The 25032-nt window shown below is 61.0% G+C and carries 24 protein-coding genes; 10 read left to right on the top strand and 14 right to left on the bottom strand.

The window, feature by feature from the left end; all coding sequences use genetic code 11:
• Positions 1–123: 123 nt before the first annotated feature.
• A complete protein-coding gene (locus tag HRH33_RS03760; RefSeq protein ID WP_173603363.1) occupies positions 124–1392 on the top strand; it encodes an Hsp70 family protein in 1269 nt (422 codons plus the stop codon).
• A gap of 125 nt (positions 1393–1517) precedes the next feature.
• On the opposite strand, the gene HRH33_RS03755 is transcribed toward HRH33_RS03760, so the two are convergent.
• Positions 1518–2531, bottom strand: coding sequence for an AI-2E family transporter (locus HRH33_RS03755; protein WP_034095649.1), 1014 nt, complete (start codon positions 2529–2531; stop codon positions 1518–1520).
• A gap of 187 nt (positions 2532–2718) precedes the next feature.
• A complete protein-coding gene (locus HRH33_RS03750) occupies positions 2719–3021 on the bottom strand; it encodes a PsiF family protein (protein WP_034095648.1) in 303 nt (100 codons plus the stop codon).
• A gap of 120 nt (positions 3022–3141) precedes the next feature.
• On the opposite strand from HRH33_RS03750, the gene HRH33_RS03745 reads away from it, so the two are divergent.
• Positions 3142–4020, top strand: a complete 879-nt coding sequence (locus HRH33_RS03745) for a DMT family transporter (protein WP_034111555.1) — start codon at positions 3142–3144, stop codon at positions 4018–4020.
• Here HRH33_RS03745 and HRH33_RS03740 read toward each other — a convergent pair.
• On the bottom strand, positions 4017–4907 hold the full coding sequence (locus tag HRH33_RS03740; protein ID WP_167416812.1) for an esterase/lipase family protein: 891 nt from the start codon (positions 4905–4907) through the stop codon (positions 4017–4019). The two genes, HRH33_RS03745 and HRH33_RS03740, sit on opposite strands and share 4 nt — an antisense overlap.
• Before the next feature lie 175 nt (positions 4908–5082).
• On the opposite strand from HRH33_RS03740, the gene HRH33_RS03735 reads away from it, so the two are divergent.
• Entirely contained in the window at positions 5083–5613 is a 531-nt protein-coding gene (locus HRH33_RS03735) for a ferritin-like domain-containing protein (protein WP_034095645.1), read from the top strand.
• 97 nt (positions 5614–5710) lie between these two features.
• Here the strand turns inward: HRH33_RS03735 and HRH33_RS03730 are convergent, their stop codons facing one another.
• Positions 5711–7780: an AsmA family protein gene (locus HRH33_RS03730; protein WP_167416811.1), complete on the bottom strand. Its 2070-nt coding sequence runs from the start codon at positions 7778–7780 to the stop codon at positions 5711–5713.
• Positions 7781–8150: 370 nt separating this feature from the next.
• Here HRH33_RS03730 and HRH33_RS03725 point away from each other — a divergent pair, with 370 nt between their 5' ends.
• Complete coding sequence (locus tag HRH33_RS03725; protein ID WP_040265934.1) at positions 8151–8555, top strand: hypothetical protein; 405 nt, start codon at positions 8151–8153, stop codon at positions 8553–8555.
• A gap of 152 nt (positions 8556–8707) precedes the next feature.
• On the top strand, positions 8708–9340 hold the full coding sequence (locus HRH33_RS03720) for a TetR family transcriptional regulator (protein WP_034095642.1): 633 nt from the start codon (positions 8708–8710) through the stop codon (positions 9338–9340).
• Between the two features lie 5 nt (positions 9341–9345).
• Here the strand turns inward: HRH33_RS03720 and HRH33_RS03715 are convergent, their stop codons facing one another.
• Positions 9346–9852 (bottom strand): C40 family peptidase, encoded by a 507-nt coding sequence (locus HRH33_RS03715; RefSeq protein ID WP_123479640.1) that lies wholly within the window; start codon positions 9850–9852, stop codon positions 9346–9348.
• A 277-nt stretch (positions 9853–10129) separates the two neighbouring features.
• Here HRH33_RS03715 and ureE point away from each other — a divergent pair, with 277 nt between their 5' ends.
• The 5 genes from ureE to HRH33_RS03690 all read left to right on the top strand — a co-directional run bounded on the left by ureE (position 10130) and on the right by HRH33_RS03690 (position 14039).
• On the top strand, positions 10130–10630 hold the full coding sequence (gene ureE, locus HRH33_RS03710) for an urease accessory protein UreE (RefSeq protein WP_167416810.1): 501 nt from the start codon (positions 10130–10132) through the stop codon (positions 10628–10630).
• Positions 10627–11301 (top strand): urease accessory protein UreF, encoded by a 675-nt coding sequence (locus HRH33_RS03705; RefSeq protein ID WP_123479538.1) that lies wholly within the window; start codon positions 10627–10629, stop codon positions 11299–11301. The genes ureE and HRH33_RS03705 overlap by 4 nt, the downstream gene beginning before the upstream one ends.
• 39 nt (positions 11302–11340) lie before the next feature.
• Positions 11341–11955 (top strand): urease accessory protein UreG, encoded by a 615-nt coding sequence (gene ureG, locus HRH33_RS03700; protein ID WP_034095639.1) that lies wholly within the window; start codon positions 11341–11343, stop codon positions 11953–11955.
• A gap of 22 nt (positions 11956–11977) precedes the next feature.
• Complete coding sequence (locus tag HRH33_RS03695) at positions 11978–12550, top strand: HupE/UreJ family protein (RefSeq protein ID WP_167416809.1); 573 nt, start codon at positions 11978–11980, stop codon at positions 12548–12550.
• Between the two features lie 370 nt (positions 12551–12920).
• Positions 12921–14039 (top strand): AGE family epimerase/isomerase, encoded by a 1119-nt coding sequence (locus tag HRH33_RS03690; RefSeq protein WP_167416808.1) that lies wholly within the window; start codon positions 12921–12923, stop codon positions 14037–14039.
• On the opposite strand, the gene HRH33_RS03685 is transcribed toward HRH33_RS03690, so the two are convergent.
• The 9 genes from HRH33_RS03685 to amaB all read right to left on the bottom strand — a co-directional run bounded on the left by HRH33_RS03685 (position 14011) and on the right by amaB (position 24945).
• Positions 14011–14916: a cation diffusion facilitator family transporter gene (locus tag HRH33_RS03685; protein ID WP_167416807.1), complete on the bottom strand. Its 906-nt coding sequence runs from the start codon at positions 14914–14916 to the stop codon at positions 14011–14013. The two genes, HRH33_RS03690 and HRH33_RS03685, sit on opposite strands and share 29 nt — an antisense overlap.
• Positions 14917–15119: 203 nt before the next feature.
• A complete protein-coding gene (locus HRH33_RS03680) occupies positions 15120–15884 on the bottom strand; it encodes an SDR family oxidoreductase (protein ID WP_034095635.1) in 765 nt (254 codons plus the stop codon).
• A 706-nt stretch (positions 15885–16590) separates the two neighbouring features.
• Positions 16591–17307 carry an ABC transporter ATP-binding protein gene (locus HRH33_RS03675; RefSeq protein WP_034095634.1) on the bottom strand — a complete coding sequence of 239 codons (717 nt, stop codon included), beginning with the start codon at positions 17305–17307 and terminating at the stop codon, positions 16591–16593.
• Positions 17304–18179: an ABC transporter ATP-binding protein gene (locus HRH33_RS03670; RefSeq protein WP_034095633.1), complete on the bottom strand. Its 876-nt coding sequence runs from the start codon at positions 18177–18179 to the stop codon at positions 17304–17306. Before HRH33_RS03670 ends, HRH33_RS03675 begins: the two co-directional genes overlap by 4 nt.
• Complete coding sequence (livM, locus tag HRH33_RS03665; RefSeq protein WP_034095632.1) at positions 18176–19453, bottom strand: high-affinity branched-chain amino acid ABC transporter permease LivM; 1278 nt, start codon at positions 19451–19453, stop codon at positions 18176–18178. The genes HRH33_RS03670 and livM overlap by 4 nt, the downstream gene beginning before the upstream one ends.
• Before the next feature lie 3 nt (positions 19454–19456).
• The gene (locus HRH33_RS03660; protein ID WP_034095631.1) at positions 19457–20371 is read right to left on the bottom strand and encodes an ABC transporter permease subunit; all 915 of its coding nucleotides are present in this window, start codon (positions 20369–20371) and stop codon (positions 19457–19459) included.
• A 182-nt stretch (positions 20372–20553) separates the two neighbouring features.
• On the bottom strand, positions 20554–21690 hold the full coding sequence (locus tag HRH33_RS03655; protein WP_034095630.1) for a branched-chain amino acid ABC transporter substrate-binding protein: 1137 nt from the start codon (positions 21688–21690) through the stop codon (positions 20554–20556).
• Positions 21691–22064: 374 nt separating this feature from the next.
• On the bottom strand, positions 22065–23348 hold the full coding sequence (gene amaA / locus HRH33_RS03650; protein WP_034095629.1) for an L-pipecolate oxidase: 1284 nt from the start codon (positions 23346–23348) through the stop codon (positions 22065–22067).
• A 106-nt stretch (positions 23349–23454) separates the two neighbouring features.
• Complete coding sequence (gene amaB / locus HRH33_RS03645; RefSeq protein WP_167416806.1) at positions 23455–24945, bottom strand: L-piperidine-6-carboxylate dehydrogenase; 1491 nt, start codon at positions 24943–24945, stop codon at positions 23455–23457.
• Positions 24946–25032 lie beyond the last annotated feature (87 nt).

The raw sequence follows: 25032 nt of genomic DNA, 5'->3' as shown, positions 1-25032 counted from the left end.
TATGCAACAGATGTGGGGGCAAATCGGCGACTTTCAAGCGTGATTTAACAGATAGTCGGCCTACGCATCGGCTCTGGACTGGCATACACTGCGCGGCCGTTTTTCGACCGGAACCCGATAGACATGAAAAACCCATCCCCAGCCCGTGCCTGCGGCATCGACTTCGGCACGTCCAACTCCACCGTCGGCTGGATCCGCCCCGGCGAGGAGACGCTTATTGCGCTGGAGGACGACAAAATCACCCTGCCGTCGGTGGTGTTCTTCAACTTCGAGGAGCGTTGCCCGGTCTACGGTCGCCTGGCCCTGCACGAATACCTGGAAAACTACGAAGGCCGGCTGATGCGCTCGCTCAAGAGCCTGCTGGGTTCCAAGCTGATCAAGCACGACACCAGCGTATTGGGCACGGCGATGCCGTTCACCGACCTGCTGGCGCTGTTTATCGGCCAGCTCAAGAGCCGCGCCGAAGCCAACGCCGGCCGCGAGTTCGAAGAAGTGGTGCTGGGGCGCCCGGTGTTCTTTGTCGATGACGACCCGCTGGCCGACCAGGAAGCGGAAAACACACTGGTAGATGTGGCCCGCAAGATCGGTTTCAAGGACATCTCGTTCCAGTACGAACCGATTGCCGCAGCGTTCGACTACGAATCCACCATCGAAAAGGAAGAGCTGGTGCTGATCGTCGACATCGGCGGCGGTACGTCCGACTTCTCGCTGGTGCGCCTGTCACCGGAGCGTCGCCACAACGACAACCGCCACGATGACATCCTCGCCACCGGCGGCGTACACATCGGCGGTACCGACTTCGACAAGCAACTGTCGCTGGCCGGCATGATGCCGCTGTTCGGCTACGGCAGCCGCATGAAAAGCGGCGCCTACATGCCCACCAGCCACCACATGAACCTGGCGACCTGGCACACCATCAACTCGGTGTACTCGCAAAAATCCCAGTTGGCCCTGGGCAGCATGCGCTACGACATCGAAGACACCGGCGGCATCGACCGCCTGTTCAAGCTGATCGAACAGCGCGCCGGGCACTGGCTGGCGATGGAAGTGGAAGAAACCAAGATCCAGCTGACCCACGACGACAATCGCCATGTGCCGCTCGACCGCATCGAGCGCGGCTTGAGCGTGGACCTGAGCCGCAGCTTGTTCGAGTCAGCCATCGACGGGCTGCTCGAACGTGTACGTGGCAGCGTGACTCAACTGCTCAACGATGCCTCGGTCAGCGTGGCGCAGGTAGACACCGTGTTCTTCACCGGCGGCTCCAGCGGCATCCCGGCACTGCGCCACAGCATCGCGGCGATGTTGCCGAATGCGCGGCATGTGGAAGGGAATATTTTCGGCAGTATCGGCAGCGGGTTGGCGATTGAGGCGAGTAAGCGCTACGGCTGCTGAATTTCACCTGGGATACCGAGGTGAGTTTATCGGGGGCAAGCCCCCTCCCACATTTTGCTTTGTGAACGCATTCAAAGGTAGGAGGGGGCTTGCCCCCGATGGCGTCAGCCCAGGCACCACAAAGCCTAAACCATCCCCCCCAGCTTCAACTCACTCTTGAGGTACGCATAGTAAATCGGCCCCGCCACCACCCCCGGCAAACCGAATGCCGCTTCGAACACCAGCATCGCCAACAACAATTCCCACGACTTGGCACTGATCTGCCCGCCCACGATGCGGGCGTTGAGGAAGTACTCGACCTTGTGGATCACGATCAGATAGCCCAACGCAGCCACGGCGACCCAGATCGACAACGACAGCGCGACGATGGTGATCAGGGTGTTGGACATCAGGTTGCCAATCACCGGCAACAGGCCGAGCAGGAAGGTCAGCACAATCAGGGTCTTGGTCAGCGGCAAGTGGATGCCGCACAGCGGCAGCACCACGGCCAGGAACACGGCGGTGAAGGCGGTGTTGAGGGCGGCGATTTTGATTTGCGCGAAGACGATATTGCGAAACGCCTGGACCAGCAGGTGCAGGCGGTCGAACAACGCCGCGGCCAGGGGCTTGCGCTTGGTCAGGTCAGGGATGCGCTGCAGGGCGATGATCGCGCCGAGCACCATGCCGATCAGCAGCGTCACGAACATGTGCGCCGCGTCTTTGCCCACCAGTTGCAGTTCGCTCAGGTGCTTGCTCAGCCAGTCGCCGATGGCCACGCGGAACTCGGCGGCGCTGGCAGGCAGGTAGGCGTCGAGGAACGGCGGCAGTTGGCCGCGCGCACGGTCGACCACGCCCATGAACTTGTCGAGGGAAGCGCCAGGGTTTTCCGCTTCGTGGAGCAGGAAGCTGATAGCGCCGGCAAAGATCAGCGTCAGCACGCTGACGATCACGGTGCCCAGCAAGGCCACCGCCAGCCAGCGCGCGCGCCGGCCTTCGATCAGCCGTTGCAGTTGAGGGGTGAGCATGTTGACCAGTTCGTAGACCAACAGACCGGCCAGCAGGCTGGGTAGCAACTTGAGCGGCAATACCAGCAGCAATCCGCCAAAAATAATGATGTAGCTGGCCAGCAACAACATATGACGCTGAGAAAACGTTGGCATACAGCCTCAAAACGAACGGCGTTAAAGGATGGGCAGTCTGCCAGCCTTAAGGGAATCAAGCGAGTGCGATCAAGCGTGGGAAGGGGCTTGCCCCCGATTGCGGTGCATCAGTGGACGCAAGAGCTGACTGATACACCGTTATCGGGGCAAGTCGATGAGTCGCCCTCACCCAAGAGGAGTCGCCTACTCAACTGCCCTTGAGGCAGCTACTCATAAAGGTCTTGCGCGCATCACCGGTCAGCGCCTTGGTTTTCGCCGACGCGTTGCAATCCTTCATTTTCTGCTGCTGCGGCGTCAGCGTCTTGGCATCGTTGGCGGCCGGGGCCGACAGGCAGGTTTTCATAAACGCCTTGCGCTCATCGCCCTTGAGCGTCTTGGTGGTGGCTTCGGCGTTGCAGGTGGTCATCTTGGTCTGCTGGGCAGTGGCGGCAAAGCCCTGGGCACACAGCAGCAGGCCCATCATCAACAACGGAATACGCAGCATCTTCATGGAGTTTTCTCCCGGTTACCATGCGGAGGGCACGGCCTGTGGAGAGTGTAGTCAAACCTTGTTACACCTTCCGGCGCTGAGAGAGGATAATCCCCGCTCATTCATCCATGCGGCGCTGTCATGCAATACGCTTATCCCTTGCTGGCCATCTTTATCTGGGCCGGCAACACCGTGGTCAACAAATTGGCCGTGGGTTCGATCTTCCCTGCCGAAATCGGTTTCTACCGCTGGCTGCTGGCGGCCCTGCTGTTTACCCCGTTCATGCTCAAACCGGTGATCGCTCATTGGCCGACCATCCGCCCCAATCTGGGCAAGGTCTGCATCCTCGGCGTACTAGGCATGGCGGTGTACCAGAGCCTGGCGTATTACGCCGCGTCGCTGACCAGCGCCACCAATATGGGCATCATTCTGTCGCTGATGCCGTTGATGGCGTTGACCGCCGCCATTATCAGCCTCGGCCAGCGCCTGACCTTCGGCGCGCTCACGGGTGCGGTGCTGTCGTTTGCCGGGGTGGCAGTGGTGGTGTCGGCCGGCAGCCTCGGCGCCCTGCTGCAACATGGGGTCAACCTGGGCGACGCGATGATGCTGGTGGCCACCCTGGCCTACGCGGTCTACAGCACGCTGCTGAAAAAATGGCAGCTGCGCCTGCCGCCGTTGGTGTTGTTGTATTTGCAGATACTGGTGGCAGTGGTGGTGCTGTTGCCGCTGTACCTGTTCTCCGCAAAGGCCGGCCTGGGCTGGGCGAATATTCCGTTGGTGCTGTACGCCTGCGTGCTGGCGTCGATGCTCGCACCGCTGGCGTGGATGCATTCGGTCAAAACCCTCGGGCCGAGCCGCACCACGCTGTTTTTCAACCTGCTGCCGTTGATCACCGCACTCATTGCGGCGGCGGTGCTCAAGGAAGAACTGGCGTTGTATCACTTGGTGGGTGGGTTGCTGACCCTGGGCGGCGTGGTTCTGTCGGAACGCTGGACCACACCGGTGCGTCGATCCGCTTAAACCCCCGCCGCCTTCAAGCGTCGTGCGTGCTCGACAAACAGGCGGATCGGCTCGGCGCCCTTGCCCACCAGGCCCAGGGACTGATTGACGATGTCGAAGTGGTCCAGCGCATAGTCGTCGCCAATCACCACGCCCAGGTGCGAACTGTATCGCCCAACCATGCCATCGCACTGGCCTTTCTCCCGTACGAAACTGCGGGCGAACAGGCGGCAACTGCGGTGGGTGCCATCGAACAGGTTGCGCCCGCGGTCGGTCTTGCCTGGCTGCAAGGTGCCGGACCATGAGTAATAACGCACGCCGTTGACCTGCGCCGCGCCCTGGCCGCCCCAGGTGTCGGGCAGCCCCTGGGGGTATTGGCGATTGAACAGCGCCACGCCGGTACTGGTCAGGGACTGGTGCGACGCCTGCAAGTCCGCCTTGAAGCGCGGGCCGCGATAGCCGGTTTCCAGCAGGCCCATTAGCCAGGCCACCAAGTGCAACAACGCGCTCACCAGCCGCCCCTTGACGCTGTCGATGGGGTAATGGGTGTGGAAGTAGTCGGCCAGTTCCGAGCCGTGATTGGGCCCAGCCACCGACGTCACCGACGCCACCCACTCCGGCCGTTTGGCCGCCGCATAGCGTGCGGTGAGCGAGCCCTGGCTATGGCCAATCAGGTTGACCTTCTCTGCGCCGGTCTCGCGGCGGATGCGCTCGATCTGCACCAGCAATTGCTCGCCGCGCACCTCGTTGGAATCCAACGGCGCCACCTGCACCGCGAAGACTTGCGCCCCACCCGCGCGCAGGGCCGGGACGATGCCGTACCAATAGGGGAACAGCCCAATACGCACGAACCCCAGCATGCCGGGCACCAGTACCAACGGATAACGTGTGGCTAACGACTGCGGCATGAAGCGAACGTCCTCGAAAATACTTGGATACCGTGCAGCCTAGCCCAACTGCAAGTCCGGCTGATGACGCCGGCGGCAAATCCGATAAAACTTTTTGCCTCGCCCAGCACTCACAACTTGGAGCGATCACGCCGACAGAGCGTGGCGTAACCCGGATTAGCCCCAGGAGATTGAGATGACTGAAGCAAACTTGACCGACGTTGCCACCCTGCGCAGCCGCGCCCGCCAGAACGTCGAAAACGGTGCCGTGACCGAGGGCTATGACGCTGACCGCGAAGAAATCATTCGCCTGCTCAACGCCTCCCTCGCCACTGAACTGGTGTGCGTGCTGCGCTACAAGCGCCACTACTTCATGGCCAGCGGCATCAAAGCCGCCGTCGCCGCGCAGGAATTCCTCGAACACGCCACCCAGGAAGCCGAACACGCCGACAAACTCGCCGAGCGCATCGTGCAATTGGGCGGTGAACCTGAGTTCAACCCCGACCTGCTGTCGAAGAACTCCCACGCGCAATACGTGGCGGGCAACACCCTGAAAGAAATGGTCTACGAAGACCTGGTCGCCGAGCGCATCGCCGTAGACAGCTACCGCGAGATCATCCAATACATCGGCGACAAAGACCCGACCACCCGCCGCATCTTCGAAGACATCCTGGCCCAGGAAGAAGAGCACGCGGACGATATGGCGGATATTCTCGAAAGCCTGTAAAACGCCACACAAACAAAAGGGGAGCTGATCAGTCAGCTCCCCTTTTGTTTGTGTGGCAGAGGGCCTGCCTGCTCCCACTTATTCAACGTGCGTCACGTCAACCCTTCACCGTCTTCGGCGCCTTGCCTTCCTTCATCTGCTGCAACAACGGCGCACACTGGTTCGGCGCGTCACCGCTCGGGGCCACTAGGGCGAGCAGGCCGGCGGCCGGGCCGGCGATCACACCGAGTGCCACCATGCCTGCACCGCGCAGGGCCAGGGGAATGGCTTTGACGCCCGCGTTGGGCTTGATAAATGGGCCGTTGACGTACAGCGGCGAGCGCAGGGAGAACAGGCGAAAGCCTTTGGACTCAGGGGTGATGGTCAGGTCCAACTGCTCCGTGGCCATGTTGGCCGTGCCGTCGACATAGATGATCGCGTTCTCGGTGTCGAACACGAACAGCCGCGTGGTGGCCAAGCCGCTCTTGACGCCGAAGTCCGCCGCCGCGCAGTTGATCTTTACTTCCTTGTCGCCGAACAGGCGCCCCACTACGTAATTGCCCACGTTGAGGCCGGCGATTTCCATCAGGCCACGGCTGATGGCGCCGTCGTTGATCAGCATCTTCAGATCACCGTTAGAGGTGCCCAGCAGCGCCGCGACGGAGTTGCCGCGCCCGGAAATATCCGCATCGCCGTTGAGTTCGCCGAAACTGGTTTTCATCGGTTCGAAGCTGGGGAACAGTTGCTTGAGCTTGAAGTTGCGCGCGGTGAGCCGGGCGCGACCTTCCATGGGCGTGGTGCGGCCATTCAGGCGAATCTGCGCATCGAGCTTGCCGCCGGCCACGCCGAAACGCAGGGGTTCCAGGCTCAGTTCGCCATCGTTGAGCACCAGGTGCGTGTAGAGGTCGGTGAAAGGCAAGTCGGCGCTGTGCACGATGCGCTTACCGGTGAATTCCACATCGGCGTCCATGTCGCGCCAGCGCTCGGTGCGGAACTCTTCCACCGGCAGCACCTTAGTCGCCGGCTGCTTGCTGTCGCCGCCACGGGCCTTTTGCTTGGCATTGGAATCGGCGCCGATCAGGGGCGCGAGGTCGGTCATCAGCAACTGGTTGGACACCAGCGTACCGCTGAGTTTGGGCCTTGGCTGGCTGGCGACATAGGCCAGGTCGCCGTGGATATCACTGTTGCCGATCTTGCCGTTGAAGTTCTCGTAGCGAAACGACGCACCACTGGCGTCGTGCAGCTTGGCGATCAGGTGACCGTCGGTGGCGTACGCCGGTGAATCGGGCAAGGTCACGCCGGTCAGCGGGTACAGGTTGCTCAAGCTGGTGCCGGCGAGCTTGAGGCGCAGGTCGAGGGCGCCAAGGTTAAGAGGGTCGGTCAGCATGCCGGCCAGAGCGATGCTGGTGTCGGCGATCTTGACCTGAGCTTGCAGCGGAAACGGTTTGTTTGCGTCCTGCAGAGCCAACAGCCCGCCGATTTTGCCGGCACCGTCGAGCTTCTGGCCGTGGTACTGGCCTTTGACCTTGAGGGCGAACACGTAGTCCTGAGGAGCCGAGCCTTTTTCCAAGGCTTTTTTGGCATCGGCATCGCCGACGATTTCGCCGAAGGGAATGGGTTTGCCCAACAGGTCGATGATCACGTCGAGCTGGGTTTTGAGGGTTTGATCGTCGAGCGTCACATGGCCTTTGTCGAACCCGATGGTGCCAATGTCCACCACCCAATTGGAGGGCTCGGCGTCGGGGTCTTTAGGGTCGAACGTGAAGGTCCAGTTGGCGCGGCCATCGGCCAGGCGCTGCAATTCGGCGCTCGGCTCAGTGAGGTCGATACGTGGGATAACCACCCGTTGCGCCAACAATGCCAGGGGCGAAATGCGCAGCTCCACTTTTTTGAGGGTGACCATCTGCGGCTTTTTCGACCAGTCGGGGTTGCCCAGGGTCAGGTCTTCGGCAATCACATGGGGCCACGGCACCCAGGCGCGCCAGCCGCCTTCGTCGGGCTCGCGCTGCCACTTCACGGCAAGGTTGCCATTGATGGCAAACGGGCGATGCAGCTCTTCGGACACTTTGGCATTGAGGGGCGGTTTGATGCGGTTCCAATCAAAAAACACTAGAAACAGCACTACCGCAGCGATTAACACGACGAAGCTGGCGCAGCTCCAAACCACGACTTTACGAGTGCGCGTCATTGCACAGAACTCCTGAATACGACCGGCTGGGTCACAGCCTTTAGAACAGCTTACAAGACTACGACTGGCAAACCGCCCACGGGTTTAACCCGATCGCGTTTTAAGGGCGAGAAGTCGCGCAAAAAATTGGTTTTCCTGACCGGACCGACAGTTTCTACCATCGATGGCGCACCAATGTTACCCGCCAACGTGTCGAAAATACCCACCACGGTGCAAAACCGCGTGCTTGAGAGGCGCGATCTAGAGCCTTCGGCGGGAACAATCAATTCTGTTGATTATTACCATTGTGTTTATGAACTTTTATATCGACTTATCGAGAGTAGCATTAGCCACGTACCCACTTTATCGCCCTCCCAAGGAGCAACTGATCATGAAACGCCAAATACTCGCTACCGCCCTGTTATCTGTCCTGGCTTCGAGCGCTTTCGCCCTGCCAGCTGCCGAACAAGCGATCCCACAAAATAAAGCCCAAGCCGTGCAGACCAGCCAAACCCTGGCACGCAGCGGTTCGCAAGAAGAAGAGAACCGCGACTACGCCAAAGGCGCTGTTGCTGAAAACGGCTTTAATCGCCTGCAAGAAAAAGGTTTGGTCGAAGGCGGCGCGGATCGTTTGATGGAGCGCAACGCAGTGGCCGAAGGTGGTTCCGACCGTGCCAACAAACGCACCTACACTGACGGTGTTGCCGAAGGTGGTGCTGATCGTCTGCTGGAACGCAATGCCGTTGCCGAAGGTGGTGCCGACCGCCTGGAAGAAATGCATCAAGCACAGAGCTGAGCCTGTGGTGGCCCAGAAAAAAGCCCGATCCGCCGATCGGGCTTTTGACTTTCTGCAGAACCTGTCTCGCCACTGACCCCGCCAAGTTCGACGCCGATCAAGCGGTTTTGCTAGAGTGCGTCGCTGTACTTGTCCACAAAGCCCGCCCGCCCATGCTGCCCCGTGCCGAACAAAAGCAACAGACCCGCCTTGCCCTGATGGACGCTGCTCGTCATCTGATGGAGTGCGGCCGTGGGTTTGGCAGCTTGAGCCTGCGCGAAGTGGCCAAAACGGCCGGCATTGTCCCCACCGGCTTCTATCGACACTTTGCCGATATGGATCAACTGGGCCTGGTGCTGGTCAGCGAAGTCGGCCAGACCTTCCGCGCCACCATTCGCCTGGTGCGCCATAACGAATTCGTCATGGGCGGCATCATTGATGCCTCCGTACGCATCTTTCTCGATGTGGTGTCGGCCAATCGCTCGCAATTCCTGTTTCTGGCCCGCGAGCAATATGGCGGCTGCCTCGCCGTGCGTCAGGCCATCGCCGCACTGCGCGAAGACATTACCCGCGACCTGGCGGCCGACCTGACGCTGATGCCAAAGCTGCAACACCTGAATGCCGAAGGCTTGCATGTGATGGCCGACCTGATCGTCAAGAGCGTGTTCGCCACCCTGCCCGATATCATCGACCCTCCGGCCCAGGCTCTGCCGGCCCACCTCACGCCCCAGGCGAAGATCACTCAACAGCTGCGCTTTATCTTTATCGGCCTCAAGCACTGGCAAGGGCTGGGCAGCACCGAGTAGACCAATCAACCCGCCGCGTGGAAACGCTTGGCGGTGGTGTAGTGCTTGTTCCAATAACTGTTGCTCAACGAGTCGATGCGTACGTTCTTGCCGGTACGGGGCGAGTGAATGAATTTGCCCTCGCCAATGTAAAGCCCTACGTGACTGACTTGCCCGCGACCATTGCCCTTGAAAAACACCGCATCGCCGGGTTTGAGGGCGTTGCGCTGGATGGTGGCGGCCGTTGAACGGTGCATCGCCGCCGTGGTGCGTGGGATCTGGATATTGGCTTGGGTCTTGAACAGGTAGACCAGCAAGCTGCTGCAATCGAAGCCTTGCTCTACCGACATGCCGCCCCACTTATAAGGTGTGCCCAACAATTCATGGGCCCGGTCGATCACATTGGTAATCGAGGCAGACGGCAGGCTTTGCAGTGACGCGCCGAGGGTCGAACGCGGTTGATAGTTGGCTGAAGCCGACGACACAACAAACGACAAGCCGATAAAAAACGAACATAAAAATGACTTAAACATGATGAACATCGCAGCGGATTAAACACGGCGCAAAGCCTAATCACCGGCCGTGTAGCGCGCTGAGCGCCGAATCCCGAGATGTCGTAGGAAAAATCCCAAAGCGCCCATGTCCGGGGCAAGCCACCGGCAGACGCACCATATTGAGGCGCTCCCTGCGCACAGCACTGCCCCATTCGGTGGCAGCCGCCTCCCCACCTACAGGTAATTCCTACGCTTTTGCGGGGTTGGCAAGGCCCTTGCTCTAGCTGGTTCATTGCCCCTAGCTGGAAGCTTTCTGATGCTGGTGATCCATCGCCGAATTGCCCCCCAAGCCCTCTGGGCCGCTGAGTTGCAGCTGAATTTCGAAGCGCGCAGCAAAAGCCGCCTGCGCTGTTTCAGTGCCGATGGTGAAGACGTCGGCCTGTTTCTGGAGCGTGGCCAGCCGCCGCTGCACGATGGCGAATGCCTACAGGCGGAAGACGGACGTGTCGTACGCGTCACTGCACGCCCTGAACAGCTGCTGCACGTCACCTGCAGCAGCGCTTATGAGCTGACCCGCGCCGCCTATCACCTGGGCAACCGCCATGTGGCGCTGCAGGTCGGGGATGGTTGGTTGCGCCTGCTCGATGACTACGTGCTCAAGGCCATGCTCGAACAACTGGGCGCCCACGCCGAAACCATCGAGGCGCCCTTTCAACCGGAGCACGGTGCCTACGGCGGCGGCCATCACCACTCGCGCCATGGCGATGAAGATTTCAACTACCCGCCCAAGCTGCATCAGTTCGGCGTGCGTCTATGAACCCAGCTTGGGCGTTGCTGCGTCTGGCCAGTCCGCAATTGCCGATTGGCGGCTACAGCTATTCCCAGGGCCTGGAGATGGCCGTGGAGAACGGCCGCGTCTGCGATGCGGCCAGCGCCAGGCGTTGGATCGGCGACCAGTTGCTGCTCAACCTGGCGCGCTTCGAAGCGCCTTTGCTGCTCGCCCACTGCCGGGCGGCCGCCGCTCAGGATTGGCCGCGGCTGACGCAATTGTGCGAAGAACACCGCGCCAGCCGTGAGACTCGCGAGCTGTATCAAGAAAGTCGGCAGATGGGCTATTCCCTGCAACAACTGCTCAACGGATTGCCCGAACTGGACGCCGCCGCACGTCACTTTCTCGACCACCTCAGCGAACCACACCTGGCCCTTGGCTGGGCGTTGGCCGCGCGCGCCTGGAGCATCAGCGCCGAAGACGCCCTCGCCGCGTGGCTGTGGAGCTGGCTGGAAAACCAATTGGCCGTGCTGATGAAAACCCTGCCCCTGGGCCAGCAAGCTGCCCAGCGCCTGACCAGCGAACTGCTGCCGCTGTTGCAACAAGCCCAGCAGGACGCCAGTCGCATCGACCCCGACCACTGCGGCAGCGCCGCGTTTGGCCTGTCCCTGGCGTGCATGGCCCACGAGCGCCAGTACAGCCGCCTGTTTCGTTCATAGGTTCTTTTAATTTTGGCGCCCTTTACTTCGGAGAAGCACATGCACACACAACCCTTGCGCGTCGGCATTGGCGGCCCGGTAGGCTCCGGCAAGACCGCCCTGACCCTGGCCCTATGCCTCGCCCTGCGCGATCGCTACAACCTGGCGGTGGTCACCAACGACATCTACACCCGCGAAGACGCCGATTTTCTGGTGCGCAACCAGGCTTTGGCGCCCGAGCGCATCATCGGCGTGGAAACCGGCGGCTGCCCGCACACGGCGATTCGTGAAGACGCCTCCATCAACCTCGAAGCGGTGGATCAACTCAACCGCCGCTTCCCCGGCCTGGACCTGATCCTGGTGGAATCCGGTGGGGATAACTTGTCGGCGACCTTCAGCCCGGAACTGTCGGACCTGACCATCTACGTGATCGATGTGTCCGCCGGCGACAAGCTGCCGCGCAAAGGCGGCCCGGGCATCTGCAAATCCGACCTATTGGTGATCAACAAGATCGACCTCGCCCCCTTGGTCGGCGCCTCGCTGGAACTGATGAACAGCGACACCCAGCGCATGCGCAACGGTAAACCCTTTGTGTTCAGCAACCAAAAAACCGGGGTCGGCCTGGACGATATCGTGGCCTTTATCGAACGCCAGGGTCTGCTGACCGCCGCCTGATCTCTCTTCAAGGAAGCTAGTTATGAGCCTCAACAAACTCTTTGCCACCGCTGCCCTGCTTCTCGCTCCGGCGCTGGCCTTCGCCCACCCCGGCCACGGCGATAACGGCCTGGTGGCCGGTATCAGCCACCCCTTGGGCGGCCTCGATCATTTGCTGGCCATGCTGGCGGTGGGCTTGTGGGCCGCCCAGCAAAAAGGCGCCGCGCGCTGGGCGCTGCCGTGCACGTTTGTGGGCACGATGCTGATCGGCGGCTTGCTGGGTTTCGAAGGCCTGGCGCTGCCGGCGCTGGAAAACGGGATTGCTGCCTCGGTGCTGGCCCTGGGCCTGGCCGTGGCGCTGGCGGTGCGGCCGCCGCTGTTGATGGCGATGGGCGCCACGGCGTTGTTTGCGCTGTTTCACGGTGTGGCCCATGGCCTGGAACTGCCGGAGATGTCCAGCCCTTGGGCATACGCCGCCGGTTTTATCGGCGCGACGGCAGCACTGCACGCAGCCGGTTATGCACTCGTGCGCTTCCTGCCGGCGGCAGCGGCGCCATTGGTGCGAGTGGCCGGTGCGGCTTCGGCGGCGACTGGGGTCTGGTTGCTGGCGGGCTGATTTACAGCGCGGCTGAAGGCCTCATCGGGGGCAAGCCCCCTCCCACATTTGGCTGCATTGCTATCAAAAGGTATGAGAGGCCTGGTTGCTGGCGGGCTGATTGGCAGTGCGGCTGAAGGCCTCATCGGGGGCAAGCCCCCTCCCACATTTGGCTGCAGCGCTATCAAACGGTGGGGGGGGGTCTGGTGGCTGGCGGGCTGATTGGCAGTGCGGCTAAAGGCCTCATCGGGGGCATGCCCCTTCCCACATTTGGCTGCATTGCTATCAAAAGGTGGGAGGGGGCTTGCCCCCGATAGCTGTGCCACAGACACCACAGAACCCAAGCCTGCTACCATGCGCGCCTACACCTCTGCCGTGACGACGCCAGCCAATGCCCAGCGCTTCCCAACCCTCTTTGAACACCGTGCTCACCCACTTCCATGACCTGATCGTGCCGCTGTGGCAGGGCCCAGGCTGGAATGCCGAGCTGGCGTTGCCTTACGAGGCGCTGGACGCCGATCACCATCCTTTGCCGCCGCAACGCTACCGCGCCATGGCCTGCGCCCGGCAGTTGTATCTGTTCGCCAGCCTGATCGGCCAACCCGATGCCGAGTTTGCCCAAGGGCGGGCAGCCGCATTGTTTCGCTCCTTGCAGCGACATTTCCACGACGCCGAACACGGCGGCTGGTTTTACAGCATCGACCCCGCCGGCCAGCCGCTGGACATGCGCAAAGACCTCTACACCCACGCGTTCATCATCTTCGCCTGTGCCCATTACTGGGCCAAGGTGCGCGAACCGTTGGTGGAATCGGTACTCAACGCGGCCCTGGAAGTCGTCGCGCAACGCTTCGCCACAGATGACGGCCTGTACGAAGCCGTATTGGAGCGCAACTGGTCGTCGCTCGATTCCGGCCCGCTGCAGAACCCGTTGATGCATCTGGCCGAAGGCTTTCTGGCCACCCTCGCTGTGCGTGAGGACGCCGCCGTGCAAGCCGCTCTGCTCAGCCTGGCAACCGCTATGCAACAGCACTTCATCGACCGCCAGCACGGCGTGATGATGGAGAAACCGCTGGGTGCTGTGGATAACTGGTTTGAGCCGGGGCACCAGTTCGAATGGTTCTTTTTGCTGGAATCGTCGGATGTGCTGCGCGGTACGCCGTTGCACGCCTCACTGACGCGGGCGTTTGCCTATGCCGAACTCAAGGGTGTGGATAACGTGACCGGCGCGGTCAGCGGCATGCTTGCCCCCGATGGCAGCGTGCGCGACGGCACCCAACGCATTTGGGCCCAGGCCGAATACCTGCGCGCGCTGACCCTGCGCCCCAACAGCCAAGCGGTGTTGCAACGCCAATTGCTGGCGCTGCAGCAGCACTTCCTGCACGACAAAGGCTGGCACGAATGCCTGGATGCCAATGGCGCCGTGAGCCGACGGGACATGCCGTCGACCACGCCGTATCACTTGGCCACCTGCTACCAGGGCCTTACGCAATCCACTTACGATCTGCGGTAAAGCTGATCGTCAACCAGCGCGCCGCATCCGGCGTGCCGAGCCCTGTGGATATCTCCTCACGCAATGCATCGAGAGTCGCAACGTTGTTCACCGGGTAATCCACCGGCAATACCACATGGATTTCGATAAACCGAGCGCGTCCATGCTTCTGCACGTACGACACGTACTCTTCGAAACCATGTCTCGCCGTCGCGGCGTCCATGACCTCGCGCACCTTGTCGTCCAGATGATCCGGGGCAATCCCCAGCACGTCGCGCAACGCCGGGCGCAGGATCTTGAACGCTGGCGCCAGCATGCTCAGGGCCAGCAGGATCAGGATCATGGGGTCGACATACACCGCCCATTCGCCATAGCCATGGGACTTGAGCAACAGCGCGGCCAGAAAGCTGATCAGCAGCCCCACCGACAGCATCGCGTCCACCAGCCAACTGATGTTGTCGAACTGGATCAGCGATGATTTGAGCTTGCGATTGCGGTAGCGCACATAGAAGAAGTAAGCGAATTCGACGACGGTAAACACCGCCGCATAGATGATCACCAGCCCCAACTCGATCTCACGCCCGCCATTGATAATGCCGAACACACCGTTGAGAAACGCATAGATAGCGATCAGCAGCAGGAAACTGCCTTCGATCAACAGCACCATGGGTTCCAGGTGCCAGTAGCCAAATTGGAAACGCTCGTTGCTTTTCTTGGCGATCAGCTTGGCCGTGATCAGCATCAGCACCTTGATGGCGGTGGCGATCAGCGAGAAAAAGCCGTCGAACAGAATGGATTGGGCGCCGGATATCACGCCCGTGACAATCCCGGCGATCGCGACTGCGAACATCAGAATCGTCGATTGTTTGAGCAGTGCCTGCTCACCTCGGTTACTCACATAGCCTCCCGTCAAAACCCTGAATCCGCACGATGCGGAGGGGCTTTCAGACAGGGAGTGTACCTTATGTCGTGTTTTGGCCGATTTGACGCCATCGGGGGCAAGCCCCCTCCCACAGTTGACCAGTGCACATCTTAGGTTTGTGAACACGGTCGAGTGTGGGAGGGGGCTTGCCCCCGATAGCAGCGACTCGGTCTAACGCTTTACTTGGCCCCCCGCTCAATCGCAAACCCCGCCCAGCTCTGGCTCACCGGCATCAACTCCAGGCGGTTGATATTGACGTGGGCCGGGGTATTGAGCACCCAGAAAATGGTGTCGGCGATGTCCTGGGGCTGGATCGGCTCGGCGCCGGCGTAGGTGGCGTCGTATCGCGCCTGGTCACCGCCGAAACGTACCAGGGAGAACTCGCTTTCGCACAGGCCCGGCTCGATGTTAGTCACGCGCACGCCAGTGCCTTGCAGGTCGCAGCGCAGGTTCAGGGAGAACTGTTTGACGAACGCCTTGGAGCCGCCGTACACATGGCTGCCGGGGTACGGGTAGCTGCCGGCGATGGAGCCCAGGTTGATGATGCCCGCGCCACGACCATGGGCGATCAAACGTGGCAGCAGCAGATGGGTGGTGGTCAGCAGGCCTTTGATATTGGTGTCGACCATGGTTTCCCAGTCGTCCAGGTTGCACTTGGGCGCCGGGTCGGTGCCCACCGCCAGGCCGGCGTTGTTGATCAAGCCGCGCAGGGTGGCGAACGACGGTGGCAGGTTAGCGATCGCGTCTTCCATGCCCTTGCGATCACGTACGTCCACCACCAGGCCATGCACTTCGGTCTGCTTGGAAAGTTCTTCCACCAGCGCATTCAAACGCTCGGCACGCCGGCCAGTGAGCACCAGTTTCCAGCCAGCCTGGGCGAAGCGACGAGCACAGGCTTCGCCGAAACCTGAAGTGGCGCCAGTAATAAACAGCGTGTCGGACATGGTGTTCTCCTTGCGAGCGACGGGAAAAAATCAGCCAGCAGAATGCCCGTCCACCGCCGTTGCGGCAACCGCTACGCACACGCACTGCGGCATGACTGGTTATTTTATGATCACTTGGCGCAAACCCTTGTACTGCGCAGCCTGTAGCCTTATGCACGCAGGTTATCCACAGCTGCGCCCACAGTCTTTGGGGGCAAGTTCAAACCGACCAAACCCGCTGTATACAAGGGCTGCGGGCTGTTTCGGAAAGTATTTTGCTTGACCTTCAGCGAGGCCTATGTAGCCCCGACACACGCTGAAAAATCCGCGCGATGGCTCCAGGCCAGTTATTTCGGCCTCTGCGGAGGTCTTTCCAGAGTTTAATCACAGACTTATCCACAGGCTTAACGGACATAATTCGGTCATATACCTGTGTCTTTAAACAGGTTGACAAACCCCTCGAACGCTCCCGAAAAAACCACTGCTCAAAAAACAACCGCAAGGCTACAAGCCGCGAAAACAGAGGCTTTCAGCCAGCTACTCCCACGTTACCCACAGCCGGTTCCACAGTGGATGGGGACAAGTCAAAACTGTGACAAAACAGCGATTTGCGGCGGCTATATGTCGCGCTTTGGAGGGAGGCTGGATTTGTTTTCCACAATTTGGATCAGCCTTGTGGATCACTCAAAAGAAATGCGGGGAGGGGCTTGCCCCCTCCCCCACGTACTCAGTGGCCGCCGAGATAGGCGTTGCGCACTTCCTCGTTCACTAACAGCTCCTTGCCGGTGCCGGTCAGGCGAATCTCACCGTTGACCATCACATAGGCGCGGTCCGACAGACGCAACGCGTGGTTGGCGTTCTGTTCCACCAGGAAGATCGTCATCCCGGTAGCCGCCAATTCGCGCAGGGTGGAAAAGATCTGCTTCACCACAATCGGCGCCAGCCCCAGGCTCGGCTCATCCAGCAGCAACAACTTGGGCCGGCTCATCAACGCACGGGCAATGGCGAGCATTTGCTGCTCGCCGCCGGACATGGTCATGGCGCGCTGGTTACGCCGCTCCTTGAGGCGCGGGAACAGCTCGAACATGCGCTGCATGTCTTCGCTGGCGAACTTGTCGCCGATCGGGATGGTGCCCATCAGCAGGTTTTCCTCGACGGTCATGTCGGGGAACACCCGCCGCCCTTCCGGCGACTGCGCGATGCCGTTGGAGGCGATGTAGTGGGACGACTTGTGGGTAATGTCGACGCCGTTGTAGAGGATCTGCCCGGACTCGGCCCGAGGCTGGCCGAAGATCGACATCAACAGTGTGGACTTACCCGCACCGTTGGAGCCGATCAGGCTGACGGTTTCGCCTTCATTGATGTGCAGCGAGACTTTTTTCAGGGCCTGGATCGGGCCGTAGAACACGTCCAGCTCCTTCATTTCGAGGATAGGTGCACTCATACCAGCTCCTCTTCGTCAGCGCCCAGGTAAGCAGCGATCACTTTCGGGTCGTTGCGGATCGCATCCGGCCCGCCCTCGGCGATCACGTTGCCGTGGTCCAGCACCACGATGTGGTCGGAAATATTCATCACCATGCCCATGTCGTGTTCGATCAGCACCACCGTCAGGTCGTGTTCGTCGCGCAACAGGCGAATCATCGCGCTCAGAGCTTCGGTTTCCTGGGGGTTGAGGCCCGCCGCCGGCTCGTCCAGGCAGATGATCTGCGGCCGGGTGCACATGGCCCGAGCGATTTCCAGGCGCCGCTGCTGGCCGTAGGAAAGCTCGCCGGCCAGACGGTTGGCGCAGTCCACCAGGTCCACCACTTCCAGCCAGTAAAACGCGTGATCGAGGGCATCACTCTCGGCCTTACGGTAGCCCTTGGTGTTGAGGATGCCCGCCAACATATTGCGGTTGACCCACATGTGCTGGGCCACCAGCAGGTTTTCCACCACGGACATTTCTTTGAACAGGCGAATGTTCTGGAACGTACGCGCCAGCCCCGCCCGGTTCACCAGGTGGGTGCCGCCGAACATCTTGTAGTAGACGCGGCTGAGGAAGCTTTTCGGCGATACAAAATCGGTGGCCTGGAAGCGCTCGCCCAGCAGTTGGATCACATTGGTCTGCTTGCCCCGCACGTTGAGCTCGATCTTGCCGCCACTGGCTTTGTAGAAACCGGTGAGGCAGTTGAACACCGTGGTCTTGCCGGCGCCGTTGGGGCCGATCAGGGCGAAGATCGAGTTGCGTTCGACCTTGAGGCTCACATCGCTCAAGGCCTTGATGCCACCGAAGTGCATCATCAGGTGTTCCACGCAAAGCACAACTTCCTTGCTCATGGCGCCACTCCTTTACGTGGTGTCACGCCGGTACGGCTGATGCGGATCAAACCGCGCGGTCGCCAGATCATCATCACCACCATCAACACCCCGAACAGCAATACACGGTACTCGGAGAAACTGCGCAGCAGTTCCGGCGCCACGGTCAACACGAACGCCGCGATCACTACGCCCACCGTCGAGCCCATACCGCCCAACACCACAATGGCCAGGATCAGCGCCGACTCGAAGAAGGTGAACGACGACGGGTTGACGAACCCCTGATAACTGGCAAAGAACACCCCGGCCAAACCGGCCGTCGAGGCGCCTATGGTGAACGCCGAGAGCTTGACCAGCACGTGGTTCAGGCCCATGGAGCGGCAAGCAATCTCATCTTCGCGCAGGGCCTCCCAGGCGCGGCCCACCGGCATGCGCGTGAGGCGGTGCTTGATGTACAGCACAGCCAGCACCACCAGGAACAGCACGATGTAGATGAACATGAACTTGATATTGGGGTTGTAATCGATGCCGAAGAACTCGTGGAACGGTACCCCGCCCTCCTTCGCTCTGCGCCCGAACTCCAGACCCAGAAAGGTCGGCGAAGGCACGGGCATGCCGTTCGGGCCGCCGGTGAACGACAGCCAGTTATTGAGCACCAGCCGGATGATTTCACCGAAGCCCAGGGTCACGATGGCCAGGTAGTCGCCGTGCATGCGCAACACCGGGAAGCCGAGGATACACCCCGCCAGCGCCGCCGCGACGGCCGCCAATGGCAGCACCGACCAGAAGCCCAGGCCCAGGTATTGGTAACCCAGCGCCAGACCGTAGGCCCCGATGGCGTAGAACGCCACATAACCCAGGTCGAGCAGTCCGGCCAGGCCAACCACGATGTTCAGGCCCAAGCCCAGTAACACGTAGATCAGCCCGAGGATCACCACGGTCAGCAGGTACTTGTTGGCAAAGATCGGGAACACGATGGCGATCACGATCAATGCTGGAATGATCCAGCGCAGCCGCGATTTGTAGTCCGGTGCCAGCACATGCACGCCGGAGCCACTGCTTTCGAAGCCCTGCAGGATCTTCACGCCCTTGGGGGTTTGCAGGAACAGGCTCATGGCAAAGCGGCCGACCATCACAATGGCGACCAGCAAGCCCACACGGGCCGGTTCCAGGTTGAAGCTGTAGCCGTCGAGGACCACGCCGACGATCGGACCGAACACGATCAGCGAAATCAGCCCGGCAAGGACCGTATCGACGACACTTTTCTTGATATCGATGGGTTTGGCAGCAGACATGTTTTACACCTTAGCCACGAGCGGACGACCCAGCAGGCCCTGAGGACGGAAAATCAGAATCACCACCAGCAGGGAGAAACTGAACACGTCTTTGTAGTCAGAGTTGATCAACCCCGAGAACAGCGATTCGGAGATCCCGAGGATGATCCCGCCGAGCATCGCCCCAGGTAGGGAGCCGATGCCGCCGAGTACCGCTGCGGTAAACGCCTTGATGCCGATGATGAAGCCGGCATAGAAGTCGAACGTGCCGTAGTTGAGGGTGATCAATACGCCGGCCAGGGCCGCCATGGCGGCACCGATCACAAACACGTAGGAGATCACGCGGTCGGTGTTGATCCCCAGGATCGAGGCCATTTTGCGGTCTTGCTGAGTGGCGCGGCACATGCGGCCGAGCTTGGTGTACTTGATGACGTAGGTGAGCAATGCCATGCCGGCGAAGGCCGCCAGCAGGATGAACACCTTGGTGTAGGTGAGCTGCACGAAGCCGGTGCCGATATCGACACGCCATGCGCCGGCGAGCAGCGTCGGCACGCCTTGCTGCTTGGCGCCCTGGGCGATCTGTGCGTAGTTCTGCAGGATCAATGAGATGCCGATGGCACTGATCAGCGGCGCCAGTCGGGTGGAGTTGCGCAGCGGTTTATAGGCGACACGTTCGATGACCCACCCGTAAACGCCGGTGACGACCACGGTAAAGATCAAGGTGCCGAGAATGAGCAGCGGGAAGGATTCGATGCCGAAGTAAGCCAGCAGTGCCAGACTGATCGCCGCGAGGTAAGCGGAAATCATATAAACCTCGCCGTGGGCGAAGTTGATCATGCCAATGATGCCATAGACCATTGTGTAGCCGATGGCGATCAGGCCATAGACCGACCCGAGGGTCAGGCCGTTGACCAGTTGCTGCAGGAAAATACCATCCATAACGCAATCTCACGCGGTGAGCACCTGCACACCCGGAGGTGCGCGGCGCTTCTGGAGGAAAAGTCAGATCTCAATACAACGCAGTCCCAATGTGGGAGGGGGCTTGCCCCCGACGTGGTGGGTCAGCTAGACAACTGTTGACTGACACACTGCTATCGGGGGCAAGCCCCCTCTCGCATGGATTACTTCTGCTTTTCCAACTGATGGTATTTGCCGTCTTTATCCCACTGGTAAACCACGTAGTCGGAGACTTTCAGGTCGCCTTTGGCATCCCAGTTCTTCTCGCCCATCACGGTTTTGACCGGGTGGGCCTTGAGCCACTTGGCCGCGTCTTCGCCTTTGTTGGATTTGGCGCCATTGAAGCCGGCGGCCAGGGCCTGGAGCGAGGCATAGGCATACAGGGTGTAGCCTTCCGGCTCGTAGCCCGCTTTGCGGAACTCTTCCACCACGGCCTTGCTGTCCGGCAGCAGACGCGGGTCGGCACCGAAAGTCATGTACACGCCGTCGACGTATTGCGCGCCACCGGCAGTGGCCACCAGCTCGTCGGTGACGATACCGTCATCGGACATGAACTTGACGTCCTTGAGACCCTGCTCGCGCAACTGACGCACCAGCGGGCCGGCTTCCGGGTGCAGGCCGCCGAAGTACACGACGTCGGCACCGGTGGAACGGATCTTGGTGACCAGGGCGCTGAAGTCTTTCTCGCCGCGGGTCAGGCCTTCTTCCAGCACTGGCTTGACGCCACGCTTGGTCAACTGCGCCGAGGTGGCGTCGGCCAGACCTTTACCGTAGGTGTCCTTGTCGTTGATCACCGCGACTTTCTTGCCCTTGAGCACATCGACGATGTAGTCGCCGGCCACGATGCCTTGCTGGTCGTCACGCCCGCACATACGGAACATGGCGCCCAGGCCGCGCTCGGTCACTTGGGGGTTGGTGGAGCCTGGGGTGATTGCGATCACGCCGGCCTCGTCGTACACCTCGGACGCGGGGATGGTGTTCGACGAGCAGAAGTGCCCGACCACGCCAATCACTTTATCCTGGTCCACCAGGCGGTTGGCCACGGCCACGGCTTGCTTGGGTTCGCATGCGTCGTCACCGGCTACCAGCACGATTTTCTCGCCGTTGATACCGCCAGTCTTGTTCAGGGCGTCGGCCGCCGCCTGGGCACCCTTCATATACTGCTCACCGAACGACGCGTTGGCGCCGGTCATCGGCCCCGCTACGCCGATCTTCACATCAGCTTGAACAAACGTAGAAACACCCAGCGCCGCTGCAACGGCGAGAGCAAGAAAGCCTTTCTTGTAAAACGTCTGGGACATGAGTGGTGCTCCGATATTTTTGATTATTGGCACGACAACTTGCATTCAAACCTTTCACCGAAAGCTCAGAGCAAGCCTCGTGCCATTACGTTTTTATTCTTCAAAAAGACACGGTGTCATTGTTATTACAGGTGTTTCGGCTCCGCTCGCCAGGACGTGCAACCCCCTGGCGCGCACAGGCGCAACCGCAAGCCCCAAAAGGTACAACCTCTACCGGTGCCACCTGCAACCAGAACCACAAACGACAGTTCCTACAGCGGTAACCCAAGGCGTAACGGAACTGCACATTTACAGTGCGTGATTGCTACGACTTGCACCAATACAGATTAGTAGCTTGCTAAGAAAACCCAGGAATTTGAAGGGTATTTCGCTGATCAGATGACAATCCTCAAGCATTGCCCCGCGTGATACAGCGAGAATCCTGCCTCATACAGGCAGCTGCGCAGGCCCACCGCCGCCAACGGCTGCATCGGCGCAAACGGAATCGGCAATGCCTGGGGATTCTGGTGACAGAGGTAGTCGGCAAACGCCTTGCCCACCACACTGCCGGTGGTCACGCCGCGCCCGTTGTAGCCAGTGACCGCCACCAGCCCCGGGGCTGGTTCGAACAGGCGCATCAAATGGTCGGGGGTGAAGGCAATGCAGCCGGTCCAGGTGTACTCCCACTGCACCGATTTGAGGTAAGGAAAATAGTGCTGCTGCACCCGATCGGCCCACGCCTTGAGAAACCATGCCGGTTTCTGGTTGCCGTTGCCCAGGCTGCCCAGCAACAGTCGGCCATCGGCATCGCGGCGGATACTGCTCAAGACCTGGCGAGTGTCCCAGGAGCCCTGACCGCCAGGCAGGATTTGCCGCGCAGCGTCGTCACTCAAAGGCGCCGAGGCGACCTGGTAGTAGTAACCGGGGAAAAAGTTGCGGCGCAGCTCGGTCCATTCGCCTTCGGTGTAGGCGTTGGAAGCGATCACCACCTGTGCCGCCCGCACCGCACCGTGCTCGGTTTGCACCGACCAGTTCGAGCCCTGGCGTTCCAGTTGAGTCACCGGAGAATGGTCAAACAACTGACCGCCGAGCCCCATGGCGGCGTTGGCCAAACCACTGGTGTAGGCCATCGGGTTCAAGGTCCCCGCGCGCCGATCCAGCAACGCAGCAGCGATCTTTTTGGTGCCCGTGGCTTGCTCGCACGCCTGGCCGGTGAGCAATTCCACCGGGGCGCCACGGCGCTTCCATTGTTCTTCACGACTGCGCAGATCCGCCTCGCCACGGGCGTTATGCGCCATGTGCAACGTGCCCTCGCGACGCAGCTGGCAATCGATGTTGTACTTGTCGATCAGGCTGAACACCAGCGCCGGCGCCGCACCCAACATGCGGTTGAGCTGGCTGCCCACCGCTTCGCCGAAGCCGGCTTCGATATCGTCCGGGGGAATCCACAAGCCGGCGTTGACCAGCCCGACGTTGCGCCCCGAACCACCGTGCCCGGTGCGATGAGCCTCCAGCACGGCGACGCTCTTTCCCTGCTCCAGCAAATGAATGGCCGCCGACAGGCCGGTGATCCCGGCGCCGATTACGCACACATCCACGTTGACCTCGCCCTTGAGCGCGGCGCGATCCGGCCGGCTGGGGGTGAGGTGTTCCCACAAACATGTTTCGCGTAATGCCATTGCCAGACTCCGATGAGACCCAACAAACAACTATCTTGATGTGCTAGTGCGATTAAATGTGGGAGGGGGCAAGCCCTCTCCCAAGATTCAGTCCAACGTGCAGTAATCAGTCGAAAGTAATGCCCTGCGCCAACGGCAACTCCAGCGAATAGTTCACGGTGTTGGTCTGGCGCCGCATATAGCCGCGCCAGGCATCCGAACCCGATTCACGCCCGCCGCCGGTCTCTTTCTCACCGCCAAACGCGCCGCCAATCTCCGCGCCGCTGGGGCCGATGTTGACGTTGGCGATGCCGCAGTCACTGCCCACCGCCGACATGAACTGCTCGGCTTCACGCACGTCGGTGGTGAAAATGCACGAGGACAGGCCCTGCGGCACGGCGTTGTTCAAGCGCAGGGCTTCGGCGAAATCGGTATAGCCGACCACGTAGAGGATCGGCGCAAAGGTCTCAGTGCACACCACATCGCTTTGCTCGGGCATTTCCACAATGGCCGGCGACACGTAGTAAGCGTTGGGGTACTTGTCTTCCAGCTGGCGCTTGCCGCCGAATACCTTGCCGCCTTCGCTCAAGGCTTGCTCCAGGGCATCCTGCATAGCGTCGAAGCCGTGTTTGTCGATCAGCGGGCCGATCAGGTTGCCTTCCAGCGGATGGCCGATGCGCACCTTGGCATACGCGGCCTTGAGGCGGGTGACGATTTCTTCTTTGACCGACTCATGGGCGATCAAGCGACGCAGGGTGGTGCAACGCTGGCCGGCGGTGCCGACGGCGCTGAACAAAATAGCGCGCACCGCCATGTCCAGGTCGGCGCTCGGGCCAAGGATCATGGCATTGTTGCCGCCCAGCTCGAGAATGCTGCGGGCAAAGCGCGCGGCGACCTTAGGCGCCACTTCGCGGCCCATGCGGGTGCTGCCGGTGGCGCTGATCAGGGCCACGCGGGGGTCATCCACCAGCGCGGCGCCGGCGACGCGGCCGCCGATGATCACCTGGCTCAGGTACTCAGGGGCATCGCTGAAGTTTTTCACCACGCGCTCGAATAGCGCCTGGCAGGCCAGGGCGGTGAGCGGGGTCTTTTCCGACGGTTTCCAAATCACCGCGTTGCCGCACACCAGTGCCAGCGCGGTGTTCCACGCCCACACCGCGACCGGAAAGTTGAACGCGCTGATCACGCCGACCACCCCCAGTGGGTGCCAGGTTTCACGCATATGGTGGCCAGGGCGCTCAGAGGCGATGGTCAAACCGTACAACTGACGCGACAGGCCGACGGCAAAGTCGCAGATGTCGATCATTTCCTGCACTTCACCCAACCCTTCCTGAGTGATCTTGCCAGCTTCCCAGGACACCAGCTCACCCAGGTCGGCCTTGTATTGGCGCAGTGCGTCACCGAACTGGCGCACCAGCTCACCGCGACGCGGTGCGGGCACCTTGCGCCAGGCTTCGAATGCATGCTCGGCGCGACTGACCTGCTGCTCCACCTCGGCGGCGCCCTCCCAGTGCACGCTGCCGATACGGCTGCCATCGATCGGCGAATGCACGGGCTGTTTCCCCGACTGGTACAACGCCGGGTTCACCCCGAGACGATCAAGCAATGCGGCAACCATGGGTCACTCCTTCAATCTGCGTACAAAAAAGCGCCGCGACCGGCGCGGCGATCCAAAGCTTATTTGTAGCTGGCCCAAGACTTGCCA

Source organism: Pseudomonas rhodesiae (assembly GCF_013285305.1).
In the GTDB taxonomy this organism is placed as follows: domain Bacteria; phylum Pseudomonadota; class Gammaproteobacteria; order Pseudomonadales; family Pseudomonadaceae; genus Aquipseudomonas; species Aquipseudomonas rhodesiae.
The sequence above is the reverse complement of the archived record's forward strand: the minus strand, read 5'-3'. Positions and strand labels throughout refer to the sequence as shown.